Annotated in this window: 22 protein-coding genes and 1 pseudogene; 4 read left to right on the top strand and 19 right to left on the bottom strand. The window is 38.1% G+C overall.

Annotated features, from left to right (window positions below):
• Positions 1-28: 28 nt before the first annotated feature.
• A complete protein-coding gene (locus tag Q5794_RS12145) occupies positions 29-238 on the bottom strand; it encodes a cold-shock protein (RefSeq protein ID WP_013056977.1) in 210 nt (69 codons plus the stop codon).
• A 143-nt stretch (positions 239-381) separates the two neighbouring features.
• On the opposite strand from Q5794_RS12145, the gene Q5794_RS12140 reads away from it, so the two are divergent.
• Positions 382-831: a MarR family winged helix-turn-helix transcriptional regulator gene (locus tag Q5794_RS12140; protein WP_013083086.1), complete on the top strand. Its 450-nt coding sequence runs from the start codon at positions 382-384 to the stop codon at positions 829-831.
• A 61-nt stretch (positions 832-892) separates the two neighbouring features.
• On the opposite strand, the pseudogene Q5794_RS12135 reads toward Q5794_RS12140, so the two are convergent.
• Both Q5794_RS12135 and Q5794_RS12130 read right to left on the bottom strand, forming a co-directional pair.
• Positions 893-1311: pseudogene (locus Q5794_RS12135) on the bottom strand (organic hydroperoxide resistance protein).
• A 155-nt stretch (positions 1312-1466) separates the two neighbouring features.
• On the bottom strand, positions 1467-2675 hold the full coding sequence (locus Q5794_RS12130; RefSeq protein WP_192997389.1) for a DNA polymerase IV: 1209 nt from the start codon (positions 2673-2675) through the stop codon (positions 1467-1469).
• Positions 2676-2839: 164 nt separating this feature from the next.
• Between Q5794_RS12130 and Q5794_RS12125 the strand changes: the two genes are divergently transcribed.
• On the top strand, positions 2840-3418 hold the full coding sequence (locus tag Q5794_RS12125; protein ID WP_214987016.1) for a DedA family protein: 579 nt from the start codon (positions 2840-2842) through the stop codon (positions 3416-3418).
• 47 nt (positions 3419-3465) lie between these two features.
• Here Q5794_RS12125 and Q5794_RS12120 read toward each other — a convergent pair whose 3' ends face one another.
• The 4 genes from Q5794_RS12120 to Q5794_RS12105 are packed head-to-tail and all read right to left on the bottom strand — an operon-like array spanning position 3466 to position 7230.
• The gene (locus tag Q5794_RS12120) at positions 3466-3945 is read right to left on the bottom strand and encodes an RNA polymerase sigma factor (protein ID WP_214987017.1); all 480 of its coding nucleotides are present in this window, start codon (positions 3943-3945) and stop codon (positions 3466-3468) included.
• Between the two features lie 16 nt (positions 3946-3961).
• Complete coding sequence (locus tag Q5794_RS12115) at positions 3962-5974, bottom strand: multidrug ABC transporter permease (RefSeq protein ID WP_374989134.1); 2013 nt, start codon at positions 5972-5974, stop codon at positions 3962-3964.
• Entirely contained in the window at positions 5949-6848 is a 900-nt protein-coding gene (locus Q5794_RS12110) for an ABC transporter ATP-binding protein (protein ID WP_214987019.1), read from the bottom strand. The genes Q5794_RS12115 and Q5794_RS12110 overlap by 26 nt, the downstream gene beginning before the upstream one ends.
• Positions 6841-7230: a GntR family transcriptional regulator gene (locus Q5794_RS12105; RefSeq protein ID WP_013083081.1), complete on the bottom strand. Its 390-nt coding sequence runs from the start codon at positions 7228-7230 to the stop codon at positions 6841-6843. Before Q5794_RS12105 ends, Q5794_RS12110 begins: the two co-directional genes overlap by 8 nt.
• Positions 7231-7573: 343 nt before the next feature.
• On the opposite strand from Q5794_RS12105, the gene Q5794_RS12100 reads away from it, so the two are divergent.
• On the top strand, positions 7574-8446 hold the full coding sequence (locus tag Q5794_RS12100; protein ID WP_013083080.1) for a selenium metabolism-associated LysR family transcriptional regulator: 873 nt from the start codon (positions 7574-7576) through the stop codon (positions 8444-8446).
• A gap of 70 nt (positions 8447-8516) precedes the next feature.
• Here Q5794_RS12100 and Q5794_RS12095 read toward each other — a convergent pair whose 3' ends face one another.
• The 4 genes from Q5794_RS12095 to Q5794_RS12080 all read right to left on the bottom strand — a co-directional run bounded on the left by Q5794_RS12095 (position 8517) and on the right by Q5794_RS12080 (position 12529).
• Complete coding sequence (locus tag Q5794_RS12095; protein WP_214987020.1) at positions 8517-9716, bottom strand: MFS transporter; 1200 nt, start codon at positions 9714-9716, stop codon at positions 8517-8519.
• Positions 9717-9940: 224 nt separating this feature from the next.
• Positions 9941-10318, bottom strand: coding sequence for a PH domain-containing protein (locus tag Q5794_RS12090; RefSeq protein WP_014460184.1), 378 nt, complete (start codon positions 10316-10318; stop codon positions 9941-9943).
• A 64-nt stretch (positions 10319-10382) separates the two neighbouring features.
• The gene (locus Q5794_RS12085; RefSeq protein WP_374989133.1) at positions 10383-12122 is read right to left on the bottom strand and encodes a YhgE/Pip family protein; all 1740 of its coding nucleotides are present in this window, start codon (positions 12120-12122) and stop codon (positions 10383-10385) included.
• Between the two features lie 104 nt (positions 12123-12226).
• The gene (locus Q5794_RS12080; protein WP_374989132.1) at positions 12227-12529 is read right to left on the bottom strand and encodes a YhgE/Pip domain-containing protein; all 303 of its coding nucleotides are present in this window, start codon (positions 12527-12529) and stop codon (positions 12227-12229) included.
• A 110-nt stretch (positions 12530-12639) separates the two neighbouring features.
• On the opposite strand from Q5794_RS12080, the gene Q5794_RS12075 reads away from it, so the two are divergent.
• Positions 12640-13815: a DHHA1 domain-containing protein gene (locus tag Q5794_RS12075; protein ID WP_214987022.1), complete on the top strand. Its 1176-nt coding sequence runs from the start codon at positions 12640-12642 to the stop codon at positions 13813-13815.
• Between the two features lie 41 nt (positions 13816-13856).
• Here Q5794_RS12075 and Q5794_RS12070 read toward each other — a convergent pair whose 3' ends face one another.
• From Q5794_RS12070 to recQ, 8 genes are all read right to left on the bottom strand, one after another.
• Positions 13857-14777, bottom strand: coding sequence for a 1,4-dihydroxy-2-naphthoate polyprenyltransferase (locus Q5794_RS12070; RefSeq protein ID WP_374989213.1), 921 nt, complete (start codon positions 14775-14777; stop codon positions 13857-13859).
• A gap of 339 nt (positions 14778-15116) precedes the next feature.
• Positions 15117-15251: a hypothetical protein gene (locus Q5794_RS12065; RefSeq protein WP_264295276.1), complete on the bottom strand. Its 135-nt coding sequence runs from the start codon at positions 15249-15251 to the stop codon at positions 15117-15119.
• Positions 15252-15399: 148 nt separating this feature from the next.
• Positions 15400-18009 carry a helicase-related protein gene (locus Q5794_RS12060; protein ID WP_214987023.1) on the bottom strand — a complete coding sequence of 870 codons (2610 nt, stop codon included), beginning with the start codon at positions 18007-18009 and terminating at the stop codon, positions 15400-15402.
• Positions 18010-18218: 209 nt separating this feature from the next.
• On the bottom strand, positions 18219-19580 hold the full coding sequence (locus Q5794_RS12055) for a cytosine permease (RefSeq protein ID WP_214987024.1): 1362 nt from the start codon (positions 19578-19580) through the stop codon (positions 18219-18221).
• 20 nt (positions 19581-19600) lie between these two features.
• Positions 19601-21049 carry an aldehyde dehydrogenase family protein gene (locus tag Q5794_RS12050; RefSeq protein ID WP_374989131.1) on the bottom strand — a complete coding sequence of 483 codons (1449 nt, stop codon included), beginning with the start codon at positions 21047-21049 and terminating at the stop codon, positions 19601-19603.
• 99 nt (positions 21050-21148) lie between these two features.
• On the bottom strand, positions 21149-22114 hold the full coding sequence (gene speB, locus Q5794_RS12045) for an agmatinase (RefSeq protein ID WP_374989130.1): 966 nt from the start codon (positions 22112-22114) through the stop codon (positions 21149-21151).
• Between the two features lie 216 nt (positions 22115-22330).
• Positions 22331-23707, bottom strand: coding sequence for a sigma-54-dependent Fis family transcriptional regulator (locus Q5794_RS12040; protein ID WP_214987026.1), 1377 nt, complete (start codon positions 23705-23707; stop codon positions 22331-22333).
• 114 nt (positions 23708-23821) lie between these two features.
• A complete protein-coding gene (gene recQ, locus Q5794_RS12035; RefSeq protein ID WP_374989129.1) occupies positions 23822-25957 on the bottom strand; it encodes a DNA helicase RecQ in 2136 nt (711 codons plus the stop codon).
• Positions 25958-26111 lie beyond the last annotated feature (154 nt).

Here is a 26111-nt window from a genome sequence, read left to right as displayed (position 1 = left end):
ATAAAAAAAGAAGCAGTTGCTTCTTTTTTTATTTATTATAAAATTGGTGATCATACTTAATTTTCGGCAGCTCGCGTACTTCCTGCGACATTTCCGTTCCGCACATCGGACAGTTATAATCAACCGTAACAAAATCTTCTCTCATCCACCCATTACATGATTCAGATTGACACGCATATACAGTCGTATCCATCATTTGATCTACTTCTTCTTCTACGGCTTTTTTTGCAAAATACATGTGCACAGCTCCCTTTTTTCTTAGTATATGTAAAATTCCCATTTTTTATTTACAGCTTGATTACTTTTTCATCCGGCGTTATTGGACACCACTATTTAATTGTGTATAATTAAATAAAAAGCAATAGACTGGAGGCAACATGAATGGAACAACTTTATAAGCAGCTGCAGCTAGAAAATCAGCTTTGTTTCTCAATTTACGCCACGTCTCGAGAGATTACAAAGGTGTACAAGCCGCTGCTCGATAAATTAGGAGTAACCTATCCGCAGTATTTAGCCCTTCTTGTTTTATGGGAACATGAAACACTCAGCGTAAAAAAAATGGGCGAACTTCTGTATTTGGATTCAGGCACCCTTACTCCTATGCTAAAAAGAATGCAGGATCAAGAATTAGTGATTCGTCAGCGTTCTCATGAAGATGAACGCGTCGTTTTTATTAGTTTAACCGAAAAAGGAAAAAAATTACGTGATAAAGCTTGTCATATTCCAGAAGAAGTTTTTAGTATGACGAATAAGTCGCAAGGAGAATTAGAGAAGCTGAAAGAAACTCTGCAGGAATTATTGCAATCACTGCATACGTACAATCAAAAATAGACCATATAAAATTGCACATAAAAAAACGCCTGGATTCAAGAAAAATCCAGGCGTTTTTTATTTACTCAGCCGTTGTATTTAACGTTACGTTAACATTTCCACGCGTTGCTTTAGAATACGGGCAGAATTGATGTGCATCTTCTACTAGCTTCTCAGCTACTTCTTGTGAAACGCCTTTAATATGAGCGTTTAACACCACTCCAATTTTAAAGCCATCATCAGTGTGGTCTTTTAGTAGACTTACCTCTGCAGTAATAGACGAATCAATGTCTTTTTTTGTTTCTTAGCAATTAAATTTAAAGCACCGTCAAAACAAGCAGAATATCCTGCTGCAAACAGCTGCTCGGGATTTGTTCCTTCTTCTTTGTTATTTGGAGAAGGATTTACAAGGGTTAAATCAATAATACCATCATCTGATTTAACTCGACCATCTCGGCCTCCTACCGCTGTTGCTTTAGATGTAAATAGTACGTCTGACATAAGATCACCTCATAGATTATTTTATGTAATTTCATTGCAGACAATCAAAAAGTCGCAATCAAATTCATTTTGTAATCACTTTGATTACCGTGATAGTAATGTACTTCCCCTTCTATAATGAGTGTAAACCTATTATTTTATACAAAAAAAGAGAGTTACCTCTCTTTTTTTCCTCTTTGTTTTTTTAAACCGCTTTGAATAATGTTATCTCCATATTTTTCACGCAAACTTTCGACCGCTTTGTATAAAGGCTCTTTTTTTGCTTGCTCTCCATATGTAAACAAATCTAACTGTTCTTCTTCCTGAAGATGGTGGCTCACTTGAAGAGCAGCTACGCCTAATAAACGAATCGGTTCTCCGTTCCAATGCTTTTGAAATAATACCGCACTGTAATGAAAAAGATCGTTTGGCTCGCTAATTGCTTTTGAAATAGTTTGGCTTCGAGTAATGGTTTTAAAATCACTGTATCGTATCGTTAATTGAATCGTTTTGCTTACAACTTTTTTCGCTTTCATACGAGAGCTTACAGAATGCGATAGTTTATTTAAAATAGGGAGAACTTCATGTTCATCTACTGCATTTTGAGATAGGGTCGTAGAGTTTCCAATAGATTTAAACTGTGATTGGCGATCAGGGTTCACCTGTCGATCATCTTGGCCCCATGCTCGTTCTTTCATAACTTCTCCTTTTACTCCGAGAGTTTGTTTAAGAAGACCGGGAGCGGCTTTTGCTAGATCACCGATGGTCACGATCTTAATCGCATTTAGCTTCTCAGCTGTTTTTTTACCGATTCCGTGCATTTCCTCTACGGCTTTTGGCCAAAGAACTGTTTGGACATCTCTTTTTCGAAGGACGGTAATCCCTAAAGGTTTTTGCATATCACTTGCCGTTTTGGCTAAAAATTTATTCGGCGCGATTCCAATTGACACAGGAATTTGCAGCGTCTGTATTAAATGCTGCTGAATTGACTTTGCTATGTCAAGAGGAGAGCCTAATTCAGCACAGTTTGTAATATCCAAATAGCCTTCATCAATTGAAGCAGGCTCTAAAAGAGGTGAAATGGTTACTAAATAATCAAACATGTTTTTGGACACTTGGCGATATAATGGAAAATTAGGTTTTATAACAACCAGCTCAGGGCATTTTCTTTTCGCTTCCCAAAGAGGCATTGGCGCATATACTCCGCGTTTACGAGCAATATAGTTACAGGTTACAACAATTCCTCTTCGTTCCTTTGGATTGCCAGCAATAGCAAGAGGCTTATCTTTGAGCGTATGATCATGTGCGGTTTCAACAGATGCATAAAAAGCATTGGCATCAATATGAAGAATAACTTTGCCGTTTTTAGGGTACATCATTTTCATACTATCACCTCTTTCTGTATAATTAATCCCCGAAAGAAGAACGTACATTCTTATTTATTATAACTCTTTTTTTCTAAGTTGTGCGTACCTATACTTTATTTTTATTTTAAGCGAACACTGTGTGTCACTCTCTCGTATTCTAATGAAGAAAGGAGGAAGAAAACGTGATTGATCAGCTTATCGGAGCCATTAACCAATTAGGCTACGGATATTTCTTTTTTATCATTTTAGTTGGAGCCAACCTTACTCCTATTCCTGACCCAGTATATATTATGCTTGCGGGCAGTCAGGCTACTTCTCCATCCGTTCAGTATATTCCAGCTTTTATACTTACCTACAGCGGCATGATGATTAGCCTATATCTTAAGTTTTTGATAGCCAGTCTTTTTTCAGCTCAGTCGCTTGCGCTATTAAAACGCCCGCGATGGGAAAAAAATGTGATGAAAGTCGAGCGAACGATTCAAGAATATGGATCTCACGCCATCATCGCAAGCTACTTTTTACCAGGAATGCGACATGTGATGCCTTTTTTTCTCGGAGCAAGCGGAATGAAGCATGGGCATTATATTAAAGTCTCATTTTCTTTCGGTTTTATTTGGACGCTCGCTTTATTTATTTTCGGTTCCTTTTTTAATACGACATCTTCTTATACTGACGTGATTGAGATCACTTTAGCTTTTTGTGCGATCAGTTTGATTATCTATGCCGTCCAAAGAAGAAAAATACGAAAAAAACAGCAGTAGTTTGTGTAAAAAGTTCTTTTTCACAAACTGCTGCTGTTTCATTTATATTAAATGACTTCATTATATCCCTTTACAAAGTATTTGCGCGCGCGGTAAAGAGCTGATTTTAACGTAGTCATCTGCATATTTAATAACTCCGCAATTTCTTCATATTTAAATCCAAATCCATATTTTAATAGAAGCAAATTGCGATACTTAGGATTCAATTTATTTAAAATCGCCTGACATTCAGCCGCTTCTTCCTTTCTAAGCACCTGCTGAATAGGCGTATACATAACGGGCTCTTCTTTGTAAGAAGACGTATAGCGGTCTTTCACTATTTTACGCCTTCCTAAATCACACCGTTTATTTAATGCGACGCGAAACATCCAAGCTTTTACTTTTTCAGGATCGACCATTTCTTGTTTTTCTAAATATTTTAATGCTACTTCCTGCGTAATATCTTCGGCGTCTTGTCTATTCACGCCATTTTTCAATAAATAAGCCAGCACCTGATTTAAATAATCTTGCAATTCCTCGCCGCACATAATAAGTTCTCCCTTGTTATTTTAGTTTTTCTTTTAGTTCTGTTGGAATCATGTTAGCATCAAACATTTGAACTTCAGGACTTGAATTTTTATAACGGAAAACAACTATATAACCCCCTTGTTCTTGAATGGTTGTATGCGAAAGAAAATAATTGATTTGTTTGGAATCTTTAATAGTTAACGCACCTTTTCTTTTAGTTAGAATAGAGGGCGTGTCTACCCATGCATTATGAAGAATTTCGTGATCTTTATTCTTTAAAACTACAATATTTGAAACGTCTTCTGGCATTACTCGAGCATCTTCGAACATTTTTTCTTGCTTGAGCCACTTTTCAACTTCTTTATATGATTTCTCAAAAGGTATGGAGTCTACACTTCGTCCATTTCCGTCCATAAAGTCAATGCTAGACCAGCTTTGTTGGTTACTCTGAGTATCTTCATACGTTTGATTTTGTATGGATTTTCTTATTGCCTGTTTTAAATCTTCAATTTTGTTTGGATCTTTAATTACAATAGGTTCGCCACTTTTATACATTGCATTAATTTGAACTTCTTTTACATACCTCATATTTTCATTATCAGGTTCTAAAATATAAAAAGAATGTTTTTTGTACTCAGGTGTTTCTATAATTCGTTTATAAAAAGCTTTATAATCAGCTTCCCTTATCGCATATTGTCGAACAACTTTTTTATCATTTTTTAAATTGTAAGCAAATGTTATTTCACGAGCATCTCCAGACTGTATTTCTCTTTTAGAAATATTAGGCTGATCTTTTATAATTTGTTTGTGCAATGCTCGTATAAAATTAACGGTATTTTTATCAGAATAATAGTAAGGTGGTCTATAATAGTCACCATTCTCTGGATCATGACTTTTAGGTTTATCTGTTAAGGAGTAATCATCTTCATCAAAATATACAGACTGAATATTTTCTTGATTTGGTAAGTAACTAGAGTGACCAAAAACATCCACTTTCAAGCCTATACCTATAATGATGACTGCTGCCACAAACAATAAGTAGCCCTTCCATTTATTAAACACACGCCATGTTTTAGCTAAAATCATATGTCCAAGGATATACCCTAATAAAGATCCAAAAACATAACCAAAAATAAGCCATTTAAAAGAATCCTTTATCTCTCCGAAGTACATCCCCCATAACAATAATGAGCATGTGGTCAGCCCATAGATAAAAATAGGTTTTAACCAATTAAAAGCGATTGCATGCGTAGCGATTTCTAAACTTCTCTTTCGATATGCAATAAATGCAATGAAACAAAGTACACAAGCTACAATTGCATATATTACTAGACTTATATAACTTTCTTTTCCACTATCTAATAGATCTATAATGTGGATAAAAGGAACCAAATCTTGTAAGTTTTTCCCTGAATAATATGTTGTAGCAAACCCATACCAATAAAACTTAACATTCATAATAAAAAACTGAATGAGCGCAGCCGGAAGAATGAATAATATATATATAAACGCACCTTGCAGTATTGACATACCTGTGAACATACCTGCAAATACCGTCCCAGAAAAAACAAAGATATTAAAAATAATAGTATCAATAGCCCATCGTAAAATTAATTTTATCGTATATAAATCGTCAACATTTACTGAATCTTTAATAAGAAAAAGGACGATGGCTGAAATAATAACAGGTAAAACTAATGATACAATTCCTAATAATACGTTTTGCCAAAATAGCACACCTCTGCTTATTGGTAAGCTATGAATATAATCAGCGGCTGATTTTGTTTGGATATATCGAAATAAAAATATAGCTAGCACTACAGGAACAGTAAACATAAACAAGAATTGAAGGCTTCCAACAACTTCAAACAGAGTCTTTAACTTTTCTGTATACATTCCATTTTCGTTAACTTCACCTGTATACCTCAGAATAATTTGAAGTGGCAAAATAAATAAAAGAACAAGTGTATATAAAGCACCAATCCATCCCACGTTTCTCATAGATTGAATCCACATGCCTCGGTTAAACGATGATGTTTTCGATTGCATAACCCACATCCCCCATTTCATAAATAAAGATTTCTTCTAGCGTAAGTGGCAAGATGTCAAAAATTAAAGGCTTATACGATCGAACTTTGTTGACTAAGTGATTTTCTTTTCCTCGAACAATACAAAGCAAGACGCTTCCTCGTTTTTCTTGATATAAAATGTCTAGCGTGTCATAAAGCGCTAGCGGCACATCTCCTTCAAATGCAACTTGAATTTTGTGCACGTCTGATTTTAAATCATCCAGCTCTTTTTCAATTAATAATTGACCGTGATGCAAAATGCCTACATGATCACAAAGATCTTCCACTTCTCGCAAGTTATGTGATGAAATTAAGATCGTCATTTCCCGTTCTGCCACGTCTTGAACAAGAAGGTTTTTAATTTTTTGACGCATTACCGCATCTAACCCATCGAGCGGCTCATCTAAGATAAGTACATCAGGCATAGCAGACAGCGCTAACCAAAAACCTACTTGACGCTGCATTCCCTTGGACATTCTATGTACTTTTTTATGTAATTGAATTGGGAAAGCTTCTTTTAATTTTTGAAACCGCTCTTCGTTCCAAGTCGGATAGACACTTCTATAAAAAGACGCTAATTGCTTAATCGTTGTTTGAGGGAAAAAATAAAGAGAATCTGGCATAAAAATAAGACGTTCTTTTAAGCCAACGTTTTCAAATACTCCCTCGCCGTCTATGGCGATTTTTCCGTGATCTTGCTTGTAAATACCTGCAATGATTTTTAATAGCGTTGTTTTCCCTGCCCCGTTGGAGCCAAGCAGTCCGTAAATAGATCCTTTTTTTATAGAAAGTGTGACGTCTCTTAGAGCTTCCATTTCTTCAAACTCTTTTTTTATCGCCTTCAGTTCAATCACTATCGCTTCCTCCTTTTACTGCTTTTTCAGCCTGTGAAATAAGTGATAGAATTTCATCTTTATCCATCCCTAAATACATAGCTTCTGCCAACAGTTTTACTAATTCTTCTTTCATCTTTTTCACCTTCTCGTTATTTAGTGTATCAACTTGAGGCGTTACAAAACTTCCTTTGCCTGGAACTGAATAAATATAATTCTGATGTTCTAGTTCACGATACGCTTTTTGAATTGTATTTGGATTAATCGTTAATTCTTTTGCTAACAGCCGAACAGATGGAAGCTTTTGATCGGCCTTAAAGACTTCATGAATAATAAGCTCTTTCAATTTATCTACTAATTGCTCGTATATCGGCTTGCGACTACGAATATCTAAATCGAACATAGTCTGCCTCCCTTCATCTACCCAAAATCATGATGTGTGTACTAGGTGTATTAACTGTATTACTCATCGCATTACAGTTAATATTATAGTATATTTTTTGGAAAAAACAAGTACTTTTTTTACTTTTGTTACAAACAGATGACAAAAAAGTGTTTAATAGCTTTATAGATAAAATGCAAATAACTGTAACTAAATACGTGTGCTACCTTCGTTATAAGTCAAAGTACTCCTTTAAATCAGCACCTCGTTTTATTTTTCTTACCCAAGTGCCTCTAGTTATTACAATAGTAATGTTTTATAATGTTTATAATTAATTTTTTTAATATAAAAGGAGCCATACTCTATGTACTATGATGCGTTAAAGACGTTTGTTTCTGTTGTAGAAGAGCAAAGCTTTACAAAAGCTGCGGAAAAGTTAATGATTTCACAGCCAAGCGTAAGCGTACACATCAAAAATCTTGAAAAAGAATTTCAAACTTCCCTGTTCCTGCGTTCACCTAAAATGTTAAAAATCACACCCAGCGGCGAAATTTTATACGATCGTGCTAAACAAATGATTCAGATATATGAGCATACGAAACGAGATATTTATGAACATCATCACCGTGTCAAAGGAATGCTAACGATTGGCGCCAGTTTCACGATTGGCGAATATATTCTCCCTTCATTTTTAGCAAAGCTTCGTGAACAATATCCTGATATTGATGTAGAAGTGACTATCGGTAATACAAAAGAAATCGCTCAGCTTGTTCGTCATTTCAAAGTCGACGTAGGGCTTATTGAAGGTCACACAGAAGAATCCGACTTACATATTCAGTCCTTTATGGACGATGAGCTTGCCATCGTTGCGTCAGTGGATCACCCTTTAGCTCAGCTTAAAAAAGTAGAAATTGATGATTTACAAAATCAGCGGTGGGTAGCGCGTGAAAAAGGCTCTGGAACAAGAGAATATTTAGATCACGTTTTAATGTCCAACGGTTTAAAAATGAAAAGCATGCTAACGATCAGCAGCAATCAAGGAATTAAAGAAGCCATCGTTCACGATTTAGGGATGTCTGTGCTGTCGCTTTGTGCTATTAAAGAAGATGTAGAACAAAAGCACCTATCGATTCTCAACGTTAACACCGCTCCTTTTAAGCGCCGTTTTTCTTATATCTATCCTGCTAACAGCGCTCATAAAAAAGTAGCCGAGCTTTTTATTCAGCTTTTAAACTAAAAAAAGACTTTCCACACTGAGTGGAAAGTCTTTTTTAAGTCAATAGCCATACATGTCTTTACATTCTTTTTTAGTGAACATGCGTCTGCTGAGCCGGCATTTTTGACAAACGAACAGCTAGGAGAAAGGCTGTTGTCAGAAACACACCAATTAAAGCAATAACACCTTTCCAGCCGTACGCACTCCAGCATAAGCCAGCCACCGTCCCTCCAACGCTTGATCCTGCATAGTAAAAAAACAAATACAAAGACGAAGCCTGAGCCTTGTCATGAGTGGCTCTTCTTCCCACCCAGCTGCTTGCGATAGAATGACTTCCGAAAAAGCCAAAAGTCAGCAGCAAAAGCCCGGTAATTTTTATCCATAAAACCGGATGCAGCGTAACAATTGAACCTATAAGCGTAACAGCAATCGTACATAACAGCACTTTTTTCCGGCCGTATCGATCCGCCAGCGTCCCCATCCAGACCGAGCTGAATACTCCCACAAAAAAAATAACAAAAATAAAACTTACAAGCGTATGATTCCAAGAATACGGAGGAGCGGATAAAGCGTATCCAATATAATTGTATAAAGCTACGTTACTTCCAAGCAGTGCAAAACCAATAGCAAAAAGGCAAAGCATCCCTTTATCTTGAAGATGACTGCGAAGAGAGCCGGTAAGCTGACGAAGTTCAAAGGACCGGGAAGTAAAGTTTTGTGAATCTGGCAAGTTCATAAAAAAAACAAAGGTGGCCAGTAAACTGATTGCGCTTACAACATCAAGAGCTACGGACCAGTTGAAATATTCCGTGAGCACCCCTGTCATAAGCCTTCCCGCTACGCCTCCAAAGGCGTTGCCGCTTATATAAATCCCCATCGCTTTTCCTAAACTCCCTGGTTCAATTTCTTCTCCTAAGTAAGCCATGGCCACAGAAGGCAGCCCTGCTAAAACGATTCCTTGAATGACGCGAAAGACTAACAGCGTTTCAAAGGTAGAGCTAAATGCTGTCATGATGCATAACAATGACGCAAAAATTAACGATAGACCCATCAGTTTCTTTCGTCCCCACACTTCTGATAAAGAACCTAAAAAAAGCATACTAACCGCAAGCGTGATGGTTGTTAACGAAAGAGACAAGCTGGCAAACGCCGGAGATATCTCAAATTCTCTAGAAAATTCGGGTAAAATGGCCTGTGTACAATATAAAATCGAAAATGTGTTGAAGCCTGCTGCAAAAAGCGCAACATTTGTTTTGCGAAAAGCTGATGTTCCAATTACGGTATAACTCACAGTTGGTCACTTCCTTTTTTCTCTAAAAAAAGCATATCACGGTTTTTTTATTCTGTATAATTCATTATGTAAATCGTTTTCATGCATTTCGGTAATGAGTAAAGTGAAAATAGGAATGGACAACAGCCTGAGTATTTTCAAACGACTGTATGCAAGACTGTTATGCTTTCCTGTTTTACACAAACATTAAAAAAGTTGAGCCAGTTTTTCATGGCTCAACTTTTTTAATCTAACACATAAGATGCTAATACTTTTTGCACGTCGTAAATGCTTTTATCTTTACGAAATTCTTTTGAAATCGGTGCACTAGAACCCGATACCCAAATATTTAATTCGGCATCTAAATCGAACGTTCCAGCCGTTTCTACGCTAAAATGGGTAATCGTCTTATAAGGAATGGAATGATAATCTGTTTTCTTTCCCGTCACTCCTTGCTTATCAACGATAATTAAGCGTTTCGTCGTAAACACCATTAAATCGCGAATGACTTTATACGCTTGTTCCACTCGCTCGTTGGCAATTAAGATATTTTGTAAGTCTTTTTCAGTTCCTCTTATATCTGCTTCTGATGCATTTCCTAATAGTCCATCTAATATACCCATGCTGATCACTCCTTTATATCTACACTACCGCATTTTGTTCTGTCTGGAAACCCAAAACGTGTTTTTAATGAATTAATTTACTTTCACGCGCTTTTTTTGTTAATTTTGCACTCGTTTTACTAAGAGGCTTATGAAGAAAAATGCCAACGAGCAGCACGCCAAGCCAAATGCAAAGAAGCACCGTAACGTCTTTTCTGACAATATCCGCTAACATGCCTCCTACCACTTCTCTCATCATGCTTATTGCATAGGTAAATGGTAAAAATGGATTGATTGCTTGGAAAAAAGCAGGCACGACTTGAATCGGAAATGTACCGCCCGCAGCGGAAAGCTGAAGCACAAGTAAAACAATCGCCATCGCTTTTCCTGCATTGCCAAATATCGCAACAAGCGTATAGACAATTGTCATAAATACGAAGCTGCACAGCAAGCCCAAAAAGATAAAAGGCACTTTATCTACGACATACGTTTTGATTATAAATAAATCTCCTAGCGTCACAATAAAAGCTTGCACGAGAGCAATAGACAAAAACGTTAAGAGTCTTCCAAGATAGACTTCATAGCTTTTGAATCGCTCTTCATCCGCTACTTCTACGCTTAAAATCGAAACTAACAGCAAAGCTCCGACCCACAAGCAAAGCGTTGTATAAAACGGCGACATAGCCGAGCCATAGTTCGGAATCGGGTAAAGTCTTTCTTCTTTCAAAAGAACCGGCTTAGCAAAAAAATCACTTTCTTTTTGCACGTCGTTTTTTAGCAAATTAATAATATCTTCAATATTTTCTTTTTGCTGAAATTCTCGTATTTTATCCGCTATATTGTGTACGTTTTGTTCAATTCGCGGAAAGTCTTTTGCTATTTTCCCAAGCTCCTGCTGCCCAAGCAAGATGCCACTGGCTGTTTTAGACAGGACGTTAGAAACATCCGGCATGCTTTTATTGGCTTCATCAAGCAGTGAGTTTGCTCTTGCCGTTTTATCTTTCGCTTCTTTGATTGCTTGTTCAACAGCAGGCACAATCGTAGAAGAATACGAATTCGTTAACGCATTTAATCTAGAAACAGCTTGGTCCGTACGAGAGCTGAATCCATTAAGTACGCTTTGATTTGGAGCATTCCCATTCTTTGTTTGTTGCTGCATACTGTTTACATCGGAAAGCTGCTGCTGTAAAAGCGTGTTTACATCTTTTACGTCATTAATAACAGGTGAAAGAACTTTTTGTTGAGATAACGCATTTAAATCTGTAAGAAGCGTAAGAGTCTCTCCTGTGTCAGCAATTTGTTTTGTTAACTGCCCTTTTAGCTGTTCCGCTGCTGCGCTGACTTCAGCCGGTGCTATATCTTTTTCCATCAGCTGATTCTTCAATTCTTGAACTCGGAGAGCTCGTTGCTGAACCCGATGCAGTGTTTCGTTAATCGTTGGCTCAGCGTTTTTTAAAACTTCATCGCTTTTAGTTAAAAAAGTGTTTAGCTGCTGAGTCATCTGTGCGCCGTCAGCTGTTAGTCTCTCTACTTCAGGAAGAGCGGCCTGAGCTTTTGATACAATAGCTCCAGCTTTTTGAGTGGTGTCATTCGCTTCATTAATGACTTTTTCGATTTCAGGAAGACGATTTTCGAGCTCAAAAATCCGTTGTTCAACTTGTTGAATGGTCGGCAAATCCCGCTGCAGTGTAATACCTAGTTCGTTAAACACTGAAAAAATAGCTCCATTCGCTGTTTTGACGAATTTTTCACTGATTTGTTGTGTTAAGCTGCTGGCTCCTTTGCTTGTAATTTTAGGCGCCACTGCGTTTATTTTTTCGTTCACTTTATAAATAATGACCGGTTTTTCCAAACGATCTTGAAGAACGGTACCAAGCTTTTGTGAAAAATCTTTTGGAATAACAATACTTGCATAATAGTCACCGTGCTTTACTCCGTGATCAGCTTTTTCTTTGGAAACAAACGTCCATCCAAGCGTTTTATTTTTTTTAACGTTGCAATAATATCTTTTCCCACGTTCACGTGCTGCCCTCTTATCGTAGAACCTTCATCTTCGCTCGTTACTGCAATGGCAATACCTTCAGTCCGCCCGTATGGATCCCAAGATGCTTTTATATTAAACCATGCGTAAAAAGACGGCAGAATCATAAGCGTCAGCACAATGATAATCATCGCCCAATTGGTGAAAATTCTTTTTAAATCCCTCGTATAAATATAAACAGTATTTTTCATATGTCCCACCCAGTTTTATTGTTACAAGTTAGCTTATCCATGTTCGAAGAAACATATTTCTGATACTATAGAAAAAGTTAGATATGGTTTTACTAGAAAGGATGATGAATATGACAGAAAGACTTTATTATAGCAATCCCTACATAAAAACATGGGAAACTGAAGTGATAGAGACGCGCTCTCTTTCAAATGGTTACGCATTAACGTTAAAACATACCGCTTTTTATCCAGAAGGAGGCGGACAGCCTTCTGACTACGGTAATATTGCCGGAATCGACGTAAAAGATGTGTACGAAGAAAATGGAGAAGTATATCATATCGTTGATACACTCCCTGAACAAACGAACGTCACATGTGAAATTGACTGGCATCGCCGCTTTGATCATATGCAGCAGCATAGCGGACAGCACTTGCTTTCGGCTCTATTAATCGATACATATGATATTTACACCGTTAGCTTTCACTTAGGAAGCGAAGCAGTCTCTATCGATTTAAATGTACCTCAGTTATCTCATGAGCAGTTATTACACATTGAAAAAGTTGTAAATGACGCTATTTACAGCAACCGTCACATTAAAACGTACGAAGTGAAAAAAGAAGATCTACATACTCTTGCGCTTCGCAAAGTACCCGACCTAGAAGACGAAGTGGTACGCATTGTGGAAATTGACGGCATTGATGTTTCCGCCTGCTGCGGTACTCATGTGAACCAAATTGGAGAGCTTGGCCTTATTAAACTTACGAAAACAGAAAAGCAGCGCGGCAATACACGCCTCTTTTTTAAATGCGGTATGCGTGCATTAGCTGATTATCAGCAGTCTCAAGAAATCGTAGCAGAACTTAGCAATAAATTCAGCACAAGCCGTGAATTAGTTGTAGAATGCATTAAAAAATTGGAGACTGAACAAAAAGAGCTGCAAAAACAACTAGAAGAATTAAAAAATGAAAATGCAGCTTATTTAGCAAGTGAATTAGAAGCAAAAAAAGAAGGTTCATTTCTATGCCATCACTTTGAAAACCGCACACTAAAAGATGTGCAAGCTTTGACGAAGCAGCTTCTTCAAACACCTGATACAACGCTTCTTTTTGCTTTTTCAAGTGATCAAAAAGTCTTGCTGACTCACAGCGGCAGCGAAGTAAAATGCGGAGAGCTTTATAAAGAGCTGCTTCCACTTTACGATGGAAAAGGCGGCGGCGGACCAAAACAAGCTCAAGCCAGCTTTTCATCTTCTGAAAATATGAACGCATTTATTAGCGCAGTAAAAGAAAAAATAACTGGAGCATAACAAAAAGCCTGTCTTTTTAAAGACAGGCTTTTTCCATTCAATCAGCTTACTAAATAGCCAATTAATAATCCAATTGATAAAGTAAATCCAAAAAACGTATTTGTTTGCGCAGTTGCTTTCATCGCAATAAGCTCTCCGCGTACAAATGCTTGTACGGCTTGAATTGGCTTAGGTGCACTAAGAAACACTAAGAAAATCCAAGGGCTAATATCGAAGAATACCACTAATGCAACGGTCCAAATATACGCAATGCCAAACAAAGTAGCTAAAAATCCAATCGCATTTTTAGAACCTAATAAAATGGCTAGCGTACGACGTCCGCCTTTTGTATCTTCTTCTATATCACGAATGTTGTTAGACAAATTAATCGCACCTACTAAAATCGCAATCGGAAGTGAGACAAAGATGCTTTCAGACGTTACGGTATTCGTTTGAATAAAAAATGAAATCAACACGAACATCGCGCCCATGCAAAGACCTGAAAATAATTCTCCAAACGGCGTATACGCAATCGGAAGCGGTCCGCCCGTATACAAATAACCAATCGCCATACCTACTAATCCAACTAAAGCAAGCCACCAGCTGCTGTTTGCACATATATATACACCTAAAATAAGAGCAATTCCATAAGAAATCAGTGCTAAATTTAATACCGTTTTCGGTTTCATGCCGTGTCTAACGATGGCTCCTCCGATACCTACGGAGTCTTCTGTGTCTAACCCGCGTTTAAAATCATAGTACTCGTTAAATAAGTTCGTCGCAATTTGAATCCACAAACATGAAAAAAGCATCGCAAGAAACATCCAAACGTTCACATGGCCATAAAACATGGCTAGAACTGTTCCAATTAAAACCGGTACAAACGATGCTGTTAGCGTATGAGGACGGGTTAATTGCCACAAAACCTTCCCTTTACTGTACTGCTCGACTGCAGCTTTGTTTTCTTTGTTATGACTTGTCATCATCCTCTTCCCTTCTATTACGAACCGTATCTCTATTTAAAAGTGCTGCTTTTAACATAACGAATGATAGCAAACTTACTCTAATACAATACACGTCCGCCCAACAAAAAAATCACGGAACTCTTTAAAATATAAGTTCCACTCTATATCATAATAATTTATTGGTCTTTTTACAAGATGACCGCTTATACATTTCCGATTTTTTTCTACAAAAATCTCCTTTGACGCAGAAATTCATAGGAAAAAGATAAAAAGCCTATACGAAAAATAAGATTGAGACATAAAGAAATGAATCCAATCTAAAGACGAGTAAATGGGATGCATGAGCTGAACCGCCTGTTACACCGCAGTTGATTTCCGTGCAAGGCTTCGCTTTCCGCGGGCGGCCGCTGAGCCTCCTCGTCGCTTACGCTCCTGCGGGGTCTCACCTGTTCCGCTTTTCCCGCAGGAGCCTTCGCCTTGCCCTCCAATCAACAGCTAGAAGGAACGAAACACATGAAAGCTACTTTCACAATGAAAAAAAGCCGAACGAATTGGATTCTCAATCGAAAATCGAACTCGTTCGGACCTTCCTTTAACTAACATACGTTCGTAAAAGCCTCTTTTTTATCACTACATCTTATTAATTAAAATCGTCGTCTCCATATCTTCTGCGGAATCTTTTATGAAAACACGAATCGCATATCGCATGATCATGATTCCAAGGAAGGTCTTTAGCACATGTACTGCACGTTCTTTTAAATTTTTTCATATCTTTTCTTAATACGTTATGGATTTTATCGGTAAGCTCTTCTCGGACACGTTCCCAGTAAATAGCTTCTGGCCTTCTGTCCATTCGATATAAAAATAAAAGATGCAGGCCAATCGCCTTATAAGACAGCTCTAATTTTTCCAGTGAACCTTCTATCATCCGTGGTTCAGGTAACTCTTCTCTGTTAACAATCGTATTCATGCTGGCAACCCACTGCTTTTTCAAAGAGCTTTCTTTGGCTGAAAAAGGCAGCTGCAAGTAGCCATATAAATCAACAATTGGCATTTTCGCTTCAATCAGGGTGTCTTTCACTTCCTCATAAAGCTCACGTTCTTGTGCAAGGTTTGATTTTTGTGTACCTTTTGGATTTTTAAATTTAGCCCACATGTCAAAAAACGTTCCGAGGTCATGATGATATTCTTTAAATCTTCTTAGCATATCTGAAGTAGGCGCAATTGAAAATTTGCTGATTTGCTCGTCTGTTGAAAATAACAGTTCTCTCATTTGCTTTGCATCTTTAGCGAATGCAACTTCTCCAACATTGTAGAGGCCCTTCCTTCCAGCACGACCTGCAATCTGCTTTAACTCTTGAGAAGTCAGCAATCTCCTCTTTTGCCCGTCAAACTTCATGTTTTCTAAAAGCACAATTCGTCTAATTGGAAGATTTAACCCCATTCCAATCGCATCTGTAGACACAATGACATTTGTTTCTCTATTAATGAACTGCTCAATTTGTTTTCTTCTCGTTTCAGGCGGCATACTTCCATAAATCACGCTAACTTTATGACCATCTTTTTCTAGCTTAGCCGCTGTCTGCAGAACTTTTTTACGGGAGAAAACAATTAAAGCATCTGCGGGTTTTACTTGTTCAATTTTGAACTTTCTAAGATCTACTTTTAAAGGTATATCTCTTTCATACTCATGAATTTCTGAGATCACACCGTCTAACATCTCTTCTAACATACTTCTAATGCTTAAACTCCCGATAACATGAACTTGTTTGGCATTGGCTCGTGTGATGGCTTTATACCATGAAAACCCTCGGTCTCTGTCTTGAATCATTTGTGCTTCATCAATTACGGTTACATCGCCATGTTCCAATTCACTAAACATCTCTACGGTACCGGCCATATGCTGAGCATCTTCAACAATCTTTTCTTCTTCACCTGTTTTTAACGAACAAGGGACTCCGTCTTTGTTCAGCTTTTCAAAAACTTCTAAAGCTAACAGGCGAAGCGGCGCTAAGTAATTACCCGAAGCAGCTTTTTTTAATGACTTTAATGCGGTATACGTTTTTCCTGTGTTTGTATCACCGAGATGAAGGATGTATTCCGTTTCTTTTCTTGGGTCCATTTCGTATTCTGCACCAAAAATATAATTTAACTGTCGCTGTTCTTCTTCAATCAGCTTTTTCTTTTCTTCACGTTCACGTTCTTGTTGTAATCGTCTTTCTTCCAGCTGCTGTTGATATCTCTCTTGATGCTCTTCAATCGTCAAGTTGTGATCTGAAACTTCTAGCACATCGGAAAGCTTTTCTTCTACGAGCATTTTTTTATATTCATAGACCAAATCCGATAAATCACTTCTAAGTGCTTTTATAATATCCATTCGTGTTACCGAAGCATTTGTATAAGATTTATATTCTTCTTTAAATGAAGTAGGAAGGTCATCCATAATCATAGTTGGAATGATTTCATAAATCTTATCGGTGATAAATACCTCGTATACATCTTCATATGTTTCAAACAAGATAATCGTTGAATATCTGTCTAATTCTGAGCTTACGCCGCCGGTGAGCTCTTGAAAAAAGTCATTAACCGTTTCATAATCATGACGTGTTAAATCACCGTTTGTTATTAATTCATCTTCAAGTTCAGTATGCGGCGCATAGTTTTCAATATACTTTGAGTTTGTTTTAATGTCTTTTGACAGCTGATGTGAAAGCTGTTCTCTTATATGTAGATAGTACAGCTCTTTGTTTACTTCCAAAATAGGAGCTGCTTCTAAGTTTAACTGTAATTGATATCTGGCTTTTCGATCATTAATACTTTGCTGTCTTTCTTTCTCTTTTCTTTCTTCTTCTTTTTCGGCGAATTCAGCTCTTGCTTCTCCGTATAGTGATAGCCACTCTGCTTTATTGCCCTTTCCGTATTGCTCTTCTAGCCAAGAAAAAGAATCAAACTCTATACCTTTTCTCGTTTCTTTAGCAAATAACTTATCTATAGCTTGAGGTTTATACCCTTTCACCTCAAAGCCTTTCTCTGTTAAATATGACTTTCTGCTTTTTTTAGATACAGAAGAAACAACTGCTTTTCTCCACGTAGTCCCCCAGGCCTTTTTAATAAAAGAGTGCCTGTCTGTTAAATAAGTCTCAAAATCTGGACATTCGTCTTGTTCACCTATTACGCTTTTTATATCCTGTAGTAATGTATGTTTAGTTTTTTCAATGGCCCTGCTTTGAATAGCCTCTAATTCGAGCATAAAATTCTCCTTTGGAAAGTTTTCCTACATTTATTATAGGAAAGACCCCTGACAGAATCAAATACATGTTATTACTTTATTTTTAGCTAGATCAAGAACCTCTCTTCTTCCTGCTTTTGCTTATTTCTTAGCTATTTTTAACACAAAAAGCTCCTCTAAATAGGAGCTTTTTGGTTATTTTTGATAATTCAGTCTATTTTAAATATATATCAAGCATTTTTGTCGATTCCCTTTGAGTAAGGGATTGAAAGCTGTGAAAGTTTGGTTAACAATACATGTAAAACACCTGTAAATAAAAAAGCTAAGATCGTTGCGCCTGTGGCTAGCGGGTGAACGTAGGTAAAATAGTAGGCAAATACAGCCCCCACTATGTAAGATACATACACATGAAGGTTAAAGCCTTTTGTATACCAGTACAGTTTATTTTGTTTTTCTAAAATAGCTGAAACGTCATAGTGTTTTCGGCGAATGATATAATAATCAACAAGAACAATCGCAATAATGGGAATAAATAATACGCCGATCATAAGCAAAAAGCTTTGAAAATTTGTCATCAACCACTCTTTTAATAAAGAACCTAGGACTGTGACAACTCCCATGGTTAGTGCCGGTATCCAGAACCTCTGCTTTGGAAAAATAGATAAATAAGACATCGTCGCGCTATACAATACCATTACGTTGGTTGACAGCACCGATAAAAAAATTACGATGGCAGCTACTAACCCTAACAGCGGACTATATGCGCCAATTAAATTTACCGGGTCATACGTTTGCGTCATATTTCCGAGAATTGAAAAACCAGAAACCGTTGCGCCTAACCCCATCGCAATTAAAGTTGCGACGTTATATCCTAAATAAGTTCCCGCAATGCCCGTTTTTTCAGATTTACAGTTTCGGTTATAATCGCAAACAATGGGAATCCACGTAAAAGCTGTAGCTACTACAATATCAAAAGCTAACATTCCTGTAATACCAGGATTTTCGCTTGCTTTCATTTGAATTAATTTTGCTGCATCAAATTCGATAAACAAATAGCTAAACACAACGGTTGCTAAAATGACCATAAGCGTAGCTACTAATTTTTCCGTTGCTTCAATGCCTTTATGTCCGTATATAGAAATAGCTACTACCAACACTTGAGTAAGAATTGTAAATAGATTGATATTGCTGTAACCGGTCAAAAAAGTAATGGCATGATTTAAACTTAGCCCTGCCATGTAGGCTTGAATCCACGCCCAGCCGATCAGTGTAATAAGATTAACAGCAGCAGGAAGCATAGCTCCTCTTTGTCCAAAAGCTGGTCTCATCAAAACCATGGTTGGAAGACCGGTTCGAGTTCCGATATTTCCCATCAACACGAGCGGTATGGCACCAACTAAAGAGCCAAGCACAATAATAAATAATGCCTTTAAAAATGTCATATCGGGTACAAACAGCATTCCGGTAAAAACGGTCGTTACCACCACATTGGCTCCTATCCACATGGAAAATGTAGAGAAGAAGCCCATACTTCTTTTATTCATTGCAATCGGCTGCACATCATCATGGGCGAGACCACTTTTTGTTGTCATTCCTATTCCACCTTTCACTTTTATTGATACCAATTGGCTCGAGCTAGCTTGGAATTTGTATTCACATGTTTTGTTTCAGTAAAAGCAGCTAATCCTGATGGACCTAACTCCCGGCCAATGCCGCTTTCTTTAAAACCGCCCCACACCGTTTCAATATGAGGCGTATGGTAGCCGTTGATCCAAATCGTTCCCGCTTGAAGATGTTCAGCAACTCGCTCTGCTTTCATTAAATCATTCGTTAAAATTCCTGCAGCTAAACCAAATCTCGTGCCGTTGGCAAGTGCTATGGCTTCTTCTTCACTTGAAAAAGATTGAACGGTAATAACGGGACCAAATATTTCTTCTTGTACGACTTTCATATGCTGCTCCACATCGACGAGCACAGCCGGCTTTATATAGTTTCCACCTTCGCAGTCAATTAACGTTCCTCCTGTTAATAAATTCGCGCCTTCTTCTTGACCTAACTTGATAAAATGCTGTATTTTGTTCAGATGCTCCTTGCTAATAACCGGACCCATCTCCGTTTCTTCTCTTAAGGGATGACCAATTTTTATAGCAGCAACAGCCTCCGTAAGAGCAGAAAGAAACGGCTTATAAATAGATTCATGTACGAGTATACGCGATGAAGCTACACACACTTGTCCTTGGTTAAAAAATGAGCCAAACATTGTCCAGTCTACTGCAATATCAATTTTACTGTCTTCAAAAATAAGAAGCGGAGATTTCCCTCCCAGTTCAAGCGAAACTCTTTTCATCTCTTTTGCGCACTGCTGATAAATACGTTTGCCTGTTTCTAATCCTCCTGTAAAAGAGACTTTGGCTACGTCTTTGTGTTCAACCAGTGCACTTCCCACTTCACCGTCTCCTGTAAGTAAATTAAACACGCCTTCTGGTATACCAGCTTTTTCACATAATGAAGCTAACTTTAAAAAAGAAAGTGGCGTTAATTCTGACGGCTTAAACACTACCGTATTTCCAGCTGCTAAGGCAGGAGCCAGCTTCCACATACCAAGCAGCAAAGGGAAATTCCAAGGAACGATTAGCGCGCATACGCCGATAGGTTCTTGAATGATTTTACTGTTTGTATCGTCGAACATGTCTTTTGTCCACGGCTGATTTTCTTCTATTAAATTTGCGTAATATCTTAAACAATTAATCGTATCTTCAATATCTAACTGCGCTTCTTTTATCGGTTTGCCAGTATTTAATGTTTCTGTTTCAGCGAATATATTCGCTTCATTTTCTAATAAATTTGCTAGTTTCTTAAGCACCTCTACACGCAGTGATTTATTTTTCTTCCATTCACTCTGCTCAAAAGCCTGCTTTGCTTTACCTACCGCTTCCTCTACTTGTTGAAGCGACGAATCAAATACTTTCGCTATGATCTTATTGGTTGCTGGGTTGAGTATTTCTCTTTTACATGGTTTTGCTCGTTTTTTATCTACTGTTACATTTACTTGCTCGTTCATAGTCCAACACTCCCCATAGAGAACTCTTATATAAAAGTGGGAAGATAATAGTACCTTCCCACTTTTACGGTCTTGCTTATATTCAGTCGCGTGCTTTCACTAACAGCGCTTCTTCTTCTTTTGCTTTTTTCTTAATGCAATAAGCGTGATAAATTCATAGACAATGTTAGCAGCCGCTGCTGCTGTAATTTGGCCATGGTCATAAGCTGGCAGTACTTCTACTAAATCAAAACCGACAAAATCAATATTTGTTAAGCCTCGAACGAATTGAAGCGCATCGTCAATACTTGCACCCGATACTTCAGGCGTTCCTGTTCCCGGTGCGTAAACCGGATCTAAAAAGTCAATGTCAAACGATAAAAATACAGGTCCTTCTCCTACACGCTCATGAATAATTTCTAGCATTCTTTCAACGCCCAGTTTTTTATATTCATTTGTCGTATACAGAGCTAGACCTAAGTTCTTTGCATCTTCTAAATCTTCAATGCCGTATAGACCGCCTCGCATACCAATTTGAATGGAGCGCGACACGTCAATTAGCCCTTCTTCAATTGCTCGTCTAAATACCGTACCGTGATTGTATTTTTGTTCAAAATAGCTATCCCACGTATCAGAATGAGCATCAAACTGTAAAAGCGCTACGGGTCCGTGCTTTTTCGCGATGGCACGAAGTTCACCAAGCGTCATTGAATGATCACCGCCTAGTGAAATAGGAATAATTCCTTCATTCACAACCGGCGTTAACCCTTCTTCAATTTTTTTATATGTTTCTAAAATATATCCCGGAACAACTGACAAATCGCCGTAGTCCACGCCTGAAATGTAATCAAAAATATTAATCTTTTGTTCTGGGTTATACGGACGAAGCAAAATGGAGAAATCTCGAATAGCTTCCGGTCCAAAACGTGCTCCTGTGCGAAAAGACTGCCCTGAATCAAATGGAATACCCGTGACAATAAAATCCATATCTGAATTTACTTGTTCTACATACGGAAGTCTCATAAACGTTCGAGGTCCGCAAAAACGCGGAGATTCAAATGAATTTTTCGGCTGATATTTTGGCATGATTTATTCCTCCTAATGGGTTTCATTCATTAGCGCCGTGTCAACATGTTAGATACTGACGCTTTTTATTTAGATACTTTTTATTAATGCAAAATGCATGCCAAATTTTATCACCCTTTTTCGTGTAATTATGGACGATTTTTAATTCATAATAGAATCAAAACAAAAAACCGATTCAAAATTGAATCGGTTAATTCATTTTGAATTAAATTTTCCTTATTTAATATTGTACTTTCGTAAACGTCTTACAACCGTAGGCTGACTAATTCCTAGTGCATTTGCCATTTCATACGTTGTTTGACACTGACGATAAGCGCGAATCAGCCAGTTTTTCTCCACTTCTGCAAGTGCTTGCTGAAGCGTCATTCCCTGAGAGGTTAACGTATCAAGAGTCTCCCATTCTTCTTTTTCTCTTCTGATATTTTCTGAGTAAAACGGGAGGTCTTGAGGCGAGATGCTGTTTTCATCTGTTGTTAACACGAGGCGTTCAATTGTATTTTCAAGCTCGCGCACATTTCCGGGCCACGGATATTCAACCAATTGATTTAATGCTTCTGCATGAAAAAATTTCTTCATTTTATATTTTTCATTTTGTTTATGTAACACGTGATAAAGCAGTGCCGCGATGTCTTCTTTTCGCTCGCGAAGCGGAGGAATTGTAATCGGAATAACGTGTAGCCGATAAAATAAATCTTCGCGAAAGGTTCCTTTTTTAACCATTTCCTCAAGCGGCTGATTTGTTGCTACAATCAGCCTGAAGTTTACGTGCTTGGCTCGTTCACTTCCAATTTTGGTGACTGTTTTTTCTTGCAGCACTTTTAACAGCTTCACTTGCATATCAAGAGGCAGCTCTCCTATTTCATCTAAAAAAAGCGTGCCGTTATGAGCTAATTCAAACTTTCCTATTTTTCCTTTTGTACTTGCACCTGTAAAAGAGCCTGCTTCGTATCCAAACATTTCAGATTCAAACAAACTAGCTGGAATGGCTCCGCAGTTGATTTCAATAAACGGCTCTTCTTTTCGTTCACTTCCATAGTGTAAAGCACGAGCAAAAGCCGTTTTACCAACACCCGATTCACCTAGCAACACAACCGTTGCATCGCTGTCTGCCACGCGATTAATAATCGACCATACTTTTTTCATCGATTCACTTCGTATGACCATATCATTTGACTGCTGTTCCCGAAGCTCTTCCACTTCTAGCTGATATGTTTTCATTTTCACTTCAAGCTGCTGATAATCTTCTTTTAAGCGCTGAAGCTCTGTTAAATCATGTGAAAAGCTGATTACTCTTTTCATACACTGATATTCATCATACACGGGAATACCGGTTGCCATTACAACTTTACCCGTTTCTGTTTTTTGCATCAGCTGTACTTCTTTCTTTTTCTTTAATACTTCAATCGTAACGGAAGGTGAAAATATCCCGCGTTCTTGCAATTCGTATACGGTTTGTCCCACTAACTCTGACACGTCATACCCGTATATATCACGGCAGTTTTGACTCGCTCGTAAAATACACCCTTTTTCATCAGTGATGACGATATTGTCGTTAGAAGCATGCAAAATAGCTTCAAGCTCTCGTTCAATCATCTCAGTGCAGTACTCCTTTTCATTCAATCTGACTTTTCAAATATTTCTTTCTTCTATTTTATCAATAAACTCCCTTATTCAACACAAAAAGCTCCTTTAATAGGAGCTTTTTGTTTAAGATAGCTGCTTCATTTTTTGTTTAAATAACGCTACTTTAATCATAAAATAAGTAATGTTTTCAGGTAATTCTTCTTTGATTGGCTTTAACTTTTCATCGCCTACTGACGAAGCAGCTTGCAAAATAAGCTGTTCGCCTTCATCCGAAAGAAAAGATGACCAGTCAATTTCTTTTTCTTCTTCAGCGCATTTAAACAAGTGATTTTCAATGGTAATGCGGCTTAATTCACGTTCTTCAGCAATTTCATCTAACGATTTTCCTTGCTGAAATAGCTCATACGTTATTAAATGAGACCCTTCTTTTGATGACGCTCTTGCTTTTTTCGGAGCAGGCGCAGATACTTCTCGCTTTCGATCTGGATTTTCTTCACAAAACTGTTTGATTTCAGCTGTGAATCGTTCTCCGTATCGCTCTTGTTTTTGCTCTCCGACTCCTTTTACAGTGGCGAACTGTTCAAGCGTTACCGGAAGTTTTGCACACATATCATGAAGAGTATCGTCTGAAAAAATAACAAAAGGAGGTACGCCGGCTTCGTCTGCCAGCTGCTTTCGAACGGAACGCAAATGAGCAAACAGCTCGTCATCTTGGACAATTTGCTTCACTTCCATTTGTTCTTTTCTCATCACTTTTTCCGTCCCAAGAAGCACGCCTTTTCCTTTGGCCGCTACGGATAAGGTAGGAAATGACCCTTGTCCTACTAAAATAAACTGCTCGGAAATCAAATACTCAATAAAATCGCTCACTTCTTTAGCCGATCGGTCGCTCATGACGCCGTACGTTTTTAGTTTGTCAAAACCAAAATCAACTACTTTTTTATTTCGTGAACCCGTTAATACTTGAGCAATCATCATTTTACCGAAGCGTTCGCCCATACGAATCATACAAGATAATACTTTTTGCGTATCGACCGTTACGTCTATTTCCACACGATCATCCGTACAGTTGCTGCAGCGGCCGCACTCATGCGCTTCACTTTCTCCAAAATAATGAAGAATATACGCTTGCAAGCAGCCTTCTGTATGACAGTAGTTCACCATACTTTGCAACTTTTCAAGATCTTGAAGCTGCTTTTTAGGATTCGACGTTGACTGTTCAATCAAAAAGCGCTGCACGCGAATATCCTGAGGTGAATAAAGCACGATACACTCACTTGGCAGCCCGTCACGACCGGCACGTCCTGCTTCTTGATAATAGCTTTCCATATTTTTCGGAAGCTGATAGTGAAGAACAAAGCGAATATTGGATTTATCGATCCCCATTCCAAAGGCAGAGGTAGCCACCATCACCTGCACATCATCTTGCAGAAAGCGGTTTTGCTCTTCATCACGGCTGTTCGCATTCATACCAGCATGATATTTTGATACGTTAACTCCTGACTTTTGCAATCTAGCATGAAGCTCTTCAACATCTTTACGCGTAGCGGCATAGATGATTCCTGCTTCTTGGTCATTTTTACGAATATACTGCTCGATATAGCTGATTCGATCCTGGCCTTTTACCACAGCGAACGATAAATTTTCACGTTCAAACCCAGTCATCACCGTGTACTCTTCGTTAATATGAAGAGCTCGGCAAATATCTTCACGCACTTGAGGCGTCGCAGTAGCCGTCAGCCCCATCACAATCGGAGCGTTAGACAGCTTGCCGATCAGTTCATTGATGCGCAAATAACTCGGTCTGAAATCATGGCCCCACTGTGAAATACAGTGCGCTTCATCTACCGCCACAAGCGGAATAGGAAGCATTTGAAGCTGTTCCAAAAATTGCGGAGACTCCAGGCGTTCCGGCGCTACATAAAGTAACTTATACTCCCCAAGCGCCACTTCTTCTAAGCGCTGCTGTACTTCCGTATGTGTCAGCGAGCTGTTAATATATGTGGCTGGAATACCAGCTGCGTTCAGCGTGTCCACTTGGTCTTTCATCAAGGAAATCAACGGAGAAATAACCAGGGTTGTTCCTTCTAAAAGCAACGAAGGAATTTGATAACAAAGCGATTTCCCTCCCCCTGTTGGCATAATACAAGCGGTATTGTGCCCTTCTAAAACATAACGAATCGACTCTTCCTGTCCTTTTCGAAACGAATCATAGCCAAAATAGGACTGTAAATGTGTTAAAGCTTGTTCAAAATACAAAATAGCGTCCTCCTTTAAAATAAGTAGAAATAGTAGTTGAGGGATCCATTGGAAGGATTTGAGACGTAGGGTTTTATTTTATCAAACATTAAGGGATGTTGCACAGAATTCGTTGATTTAAGGATATAACAAAAATGATAAGCGAAAAGCCCTC

Source organism: Priestia megaterium (assembly GCF_041941685.1).
Taxonomy (GTDB): domain Bacteria; phylum Bacillota; class Bacilli; order Bacillales; family Bacillaceae_H; genus Priestia; species Priestia megaterium_C.
Note: the sequence above shows the minus strand (reverse complement) of the source record. Positions and strands in the feature narration are given on the sequence as shown.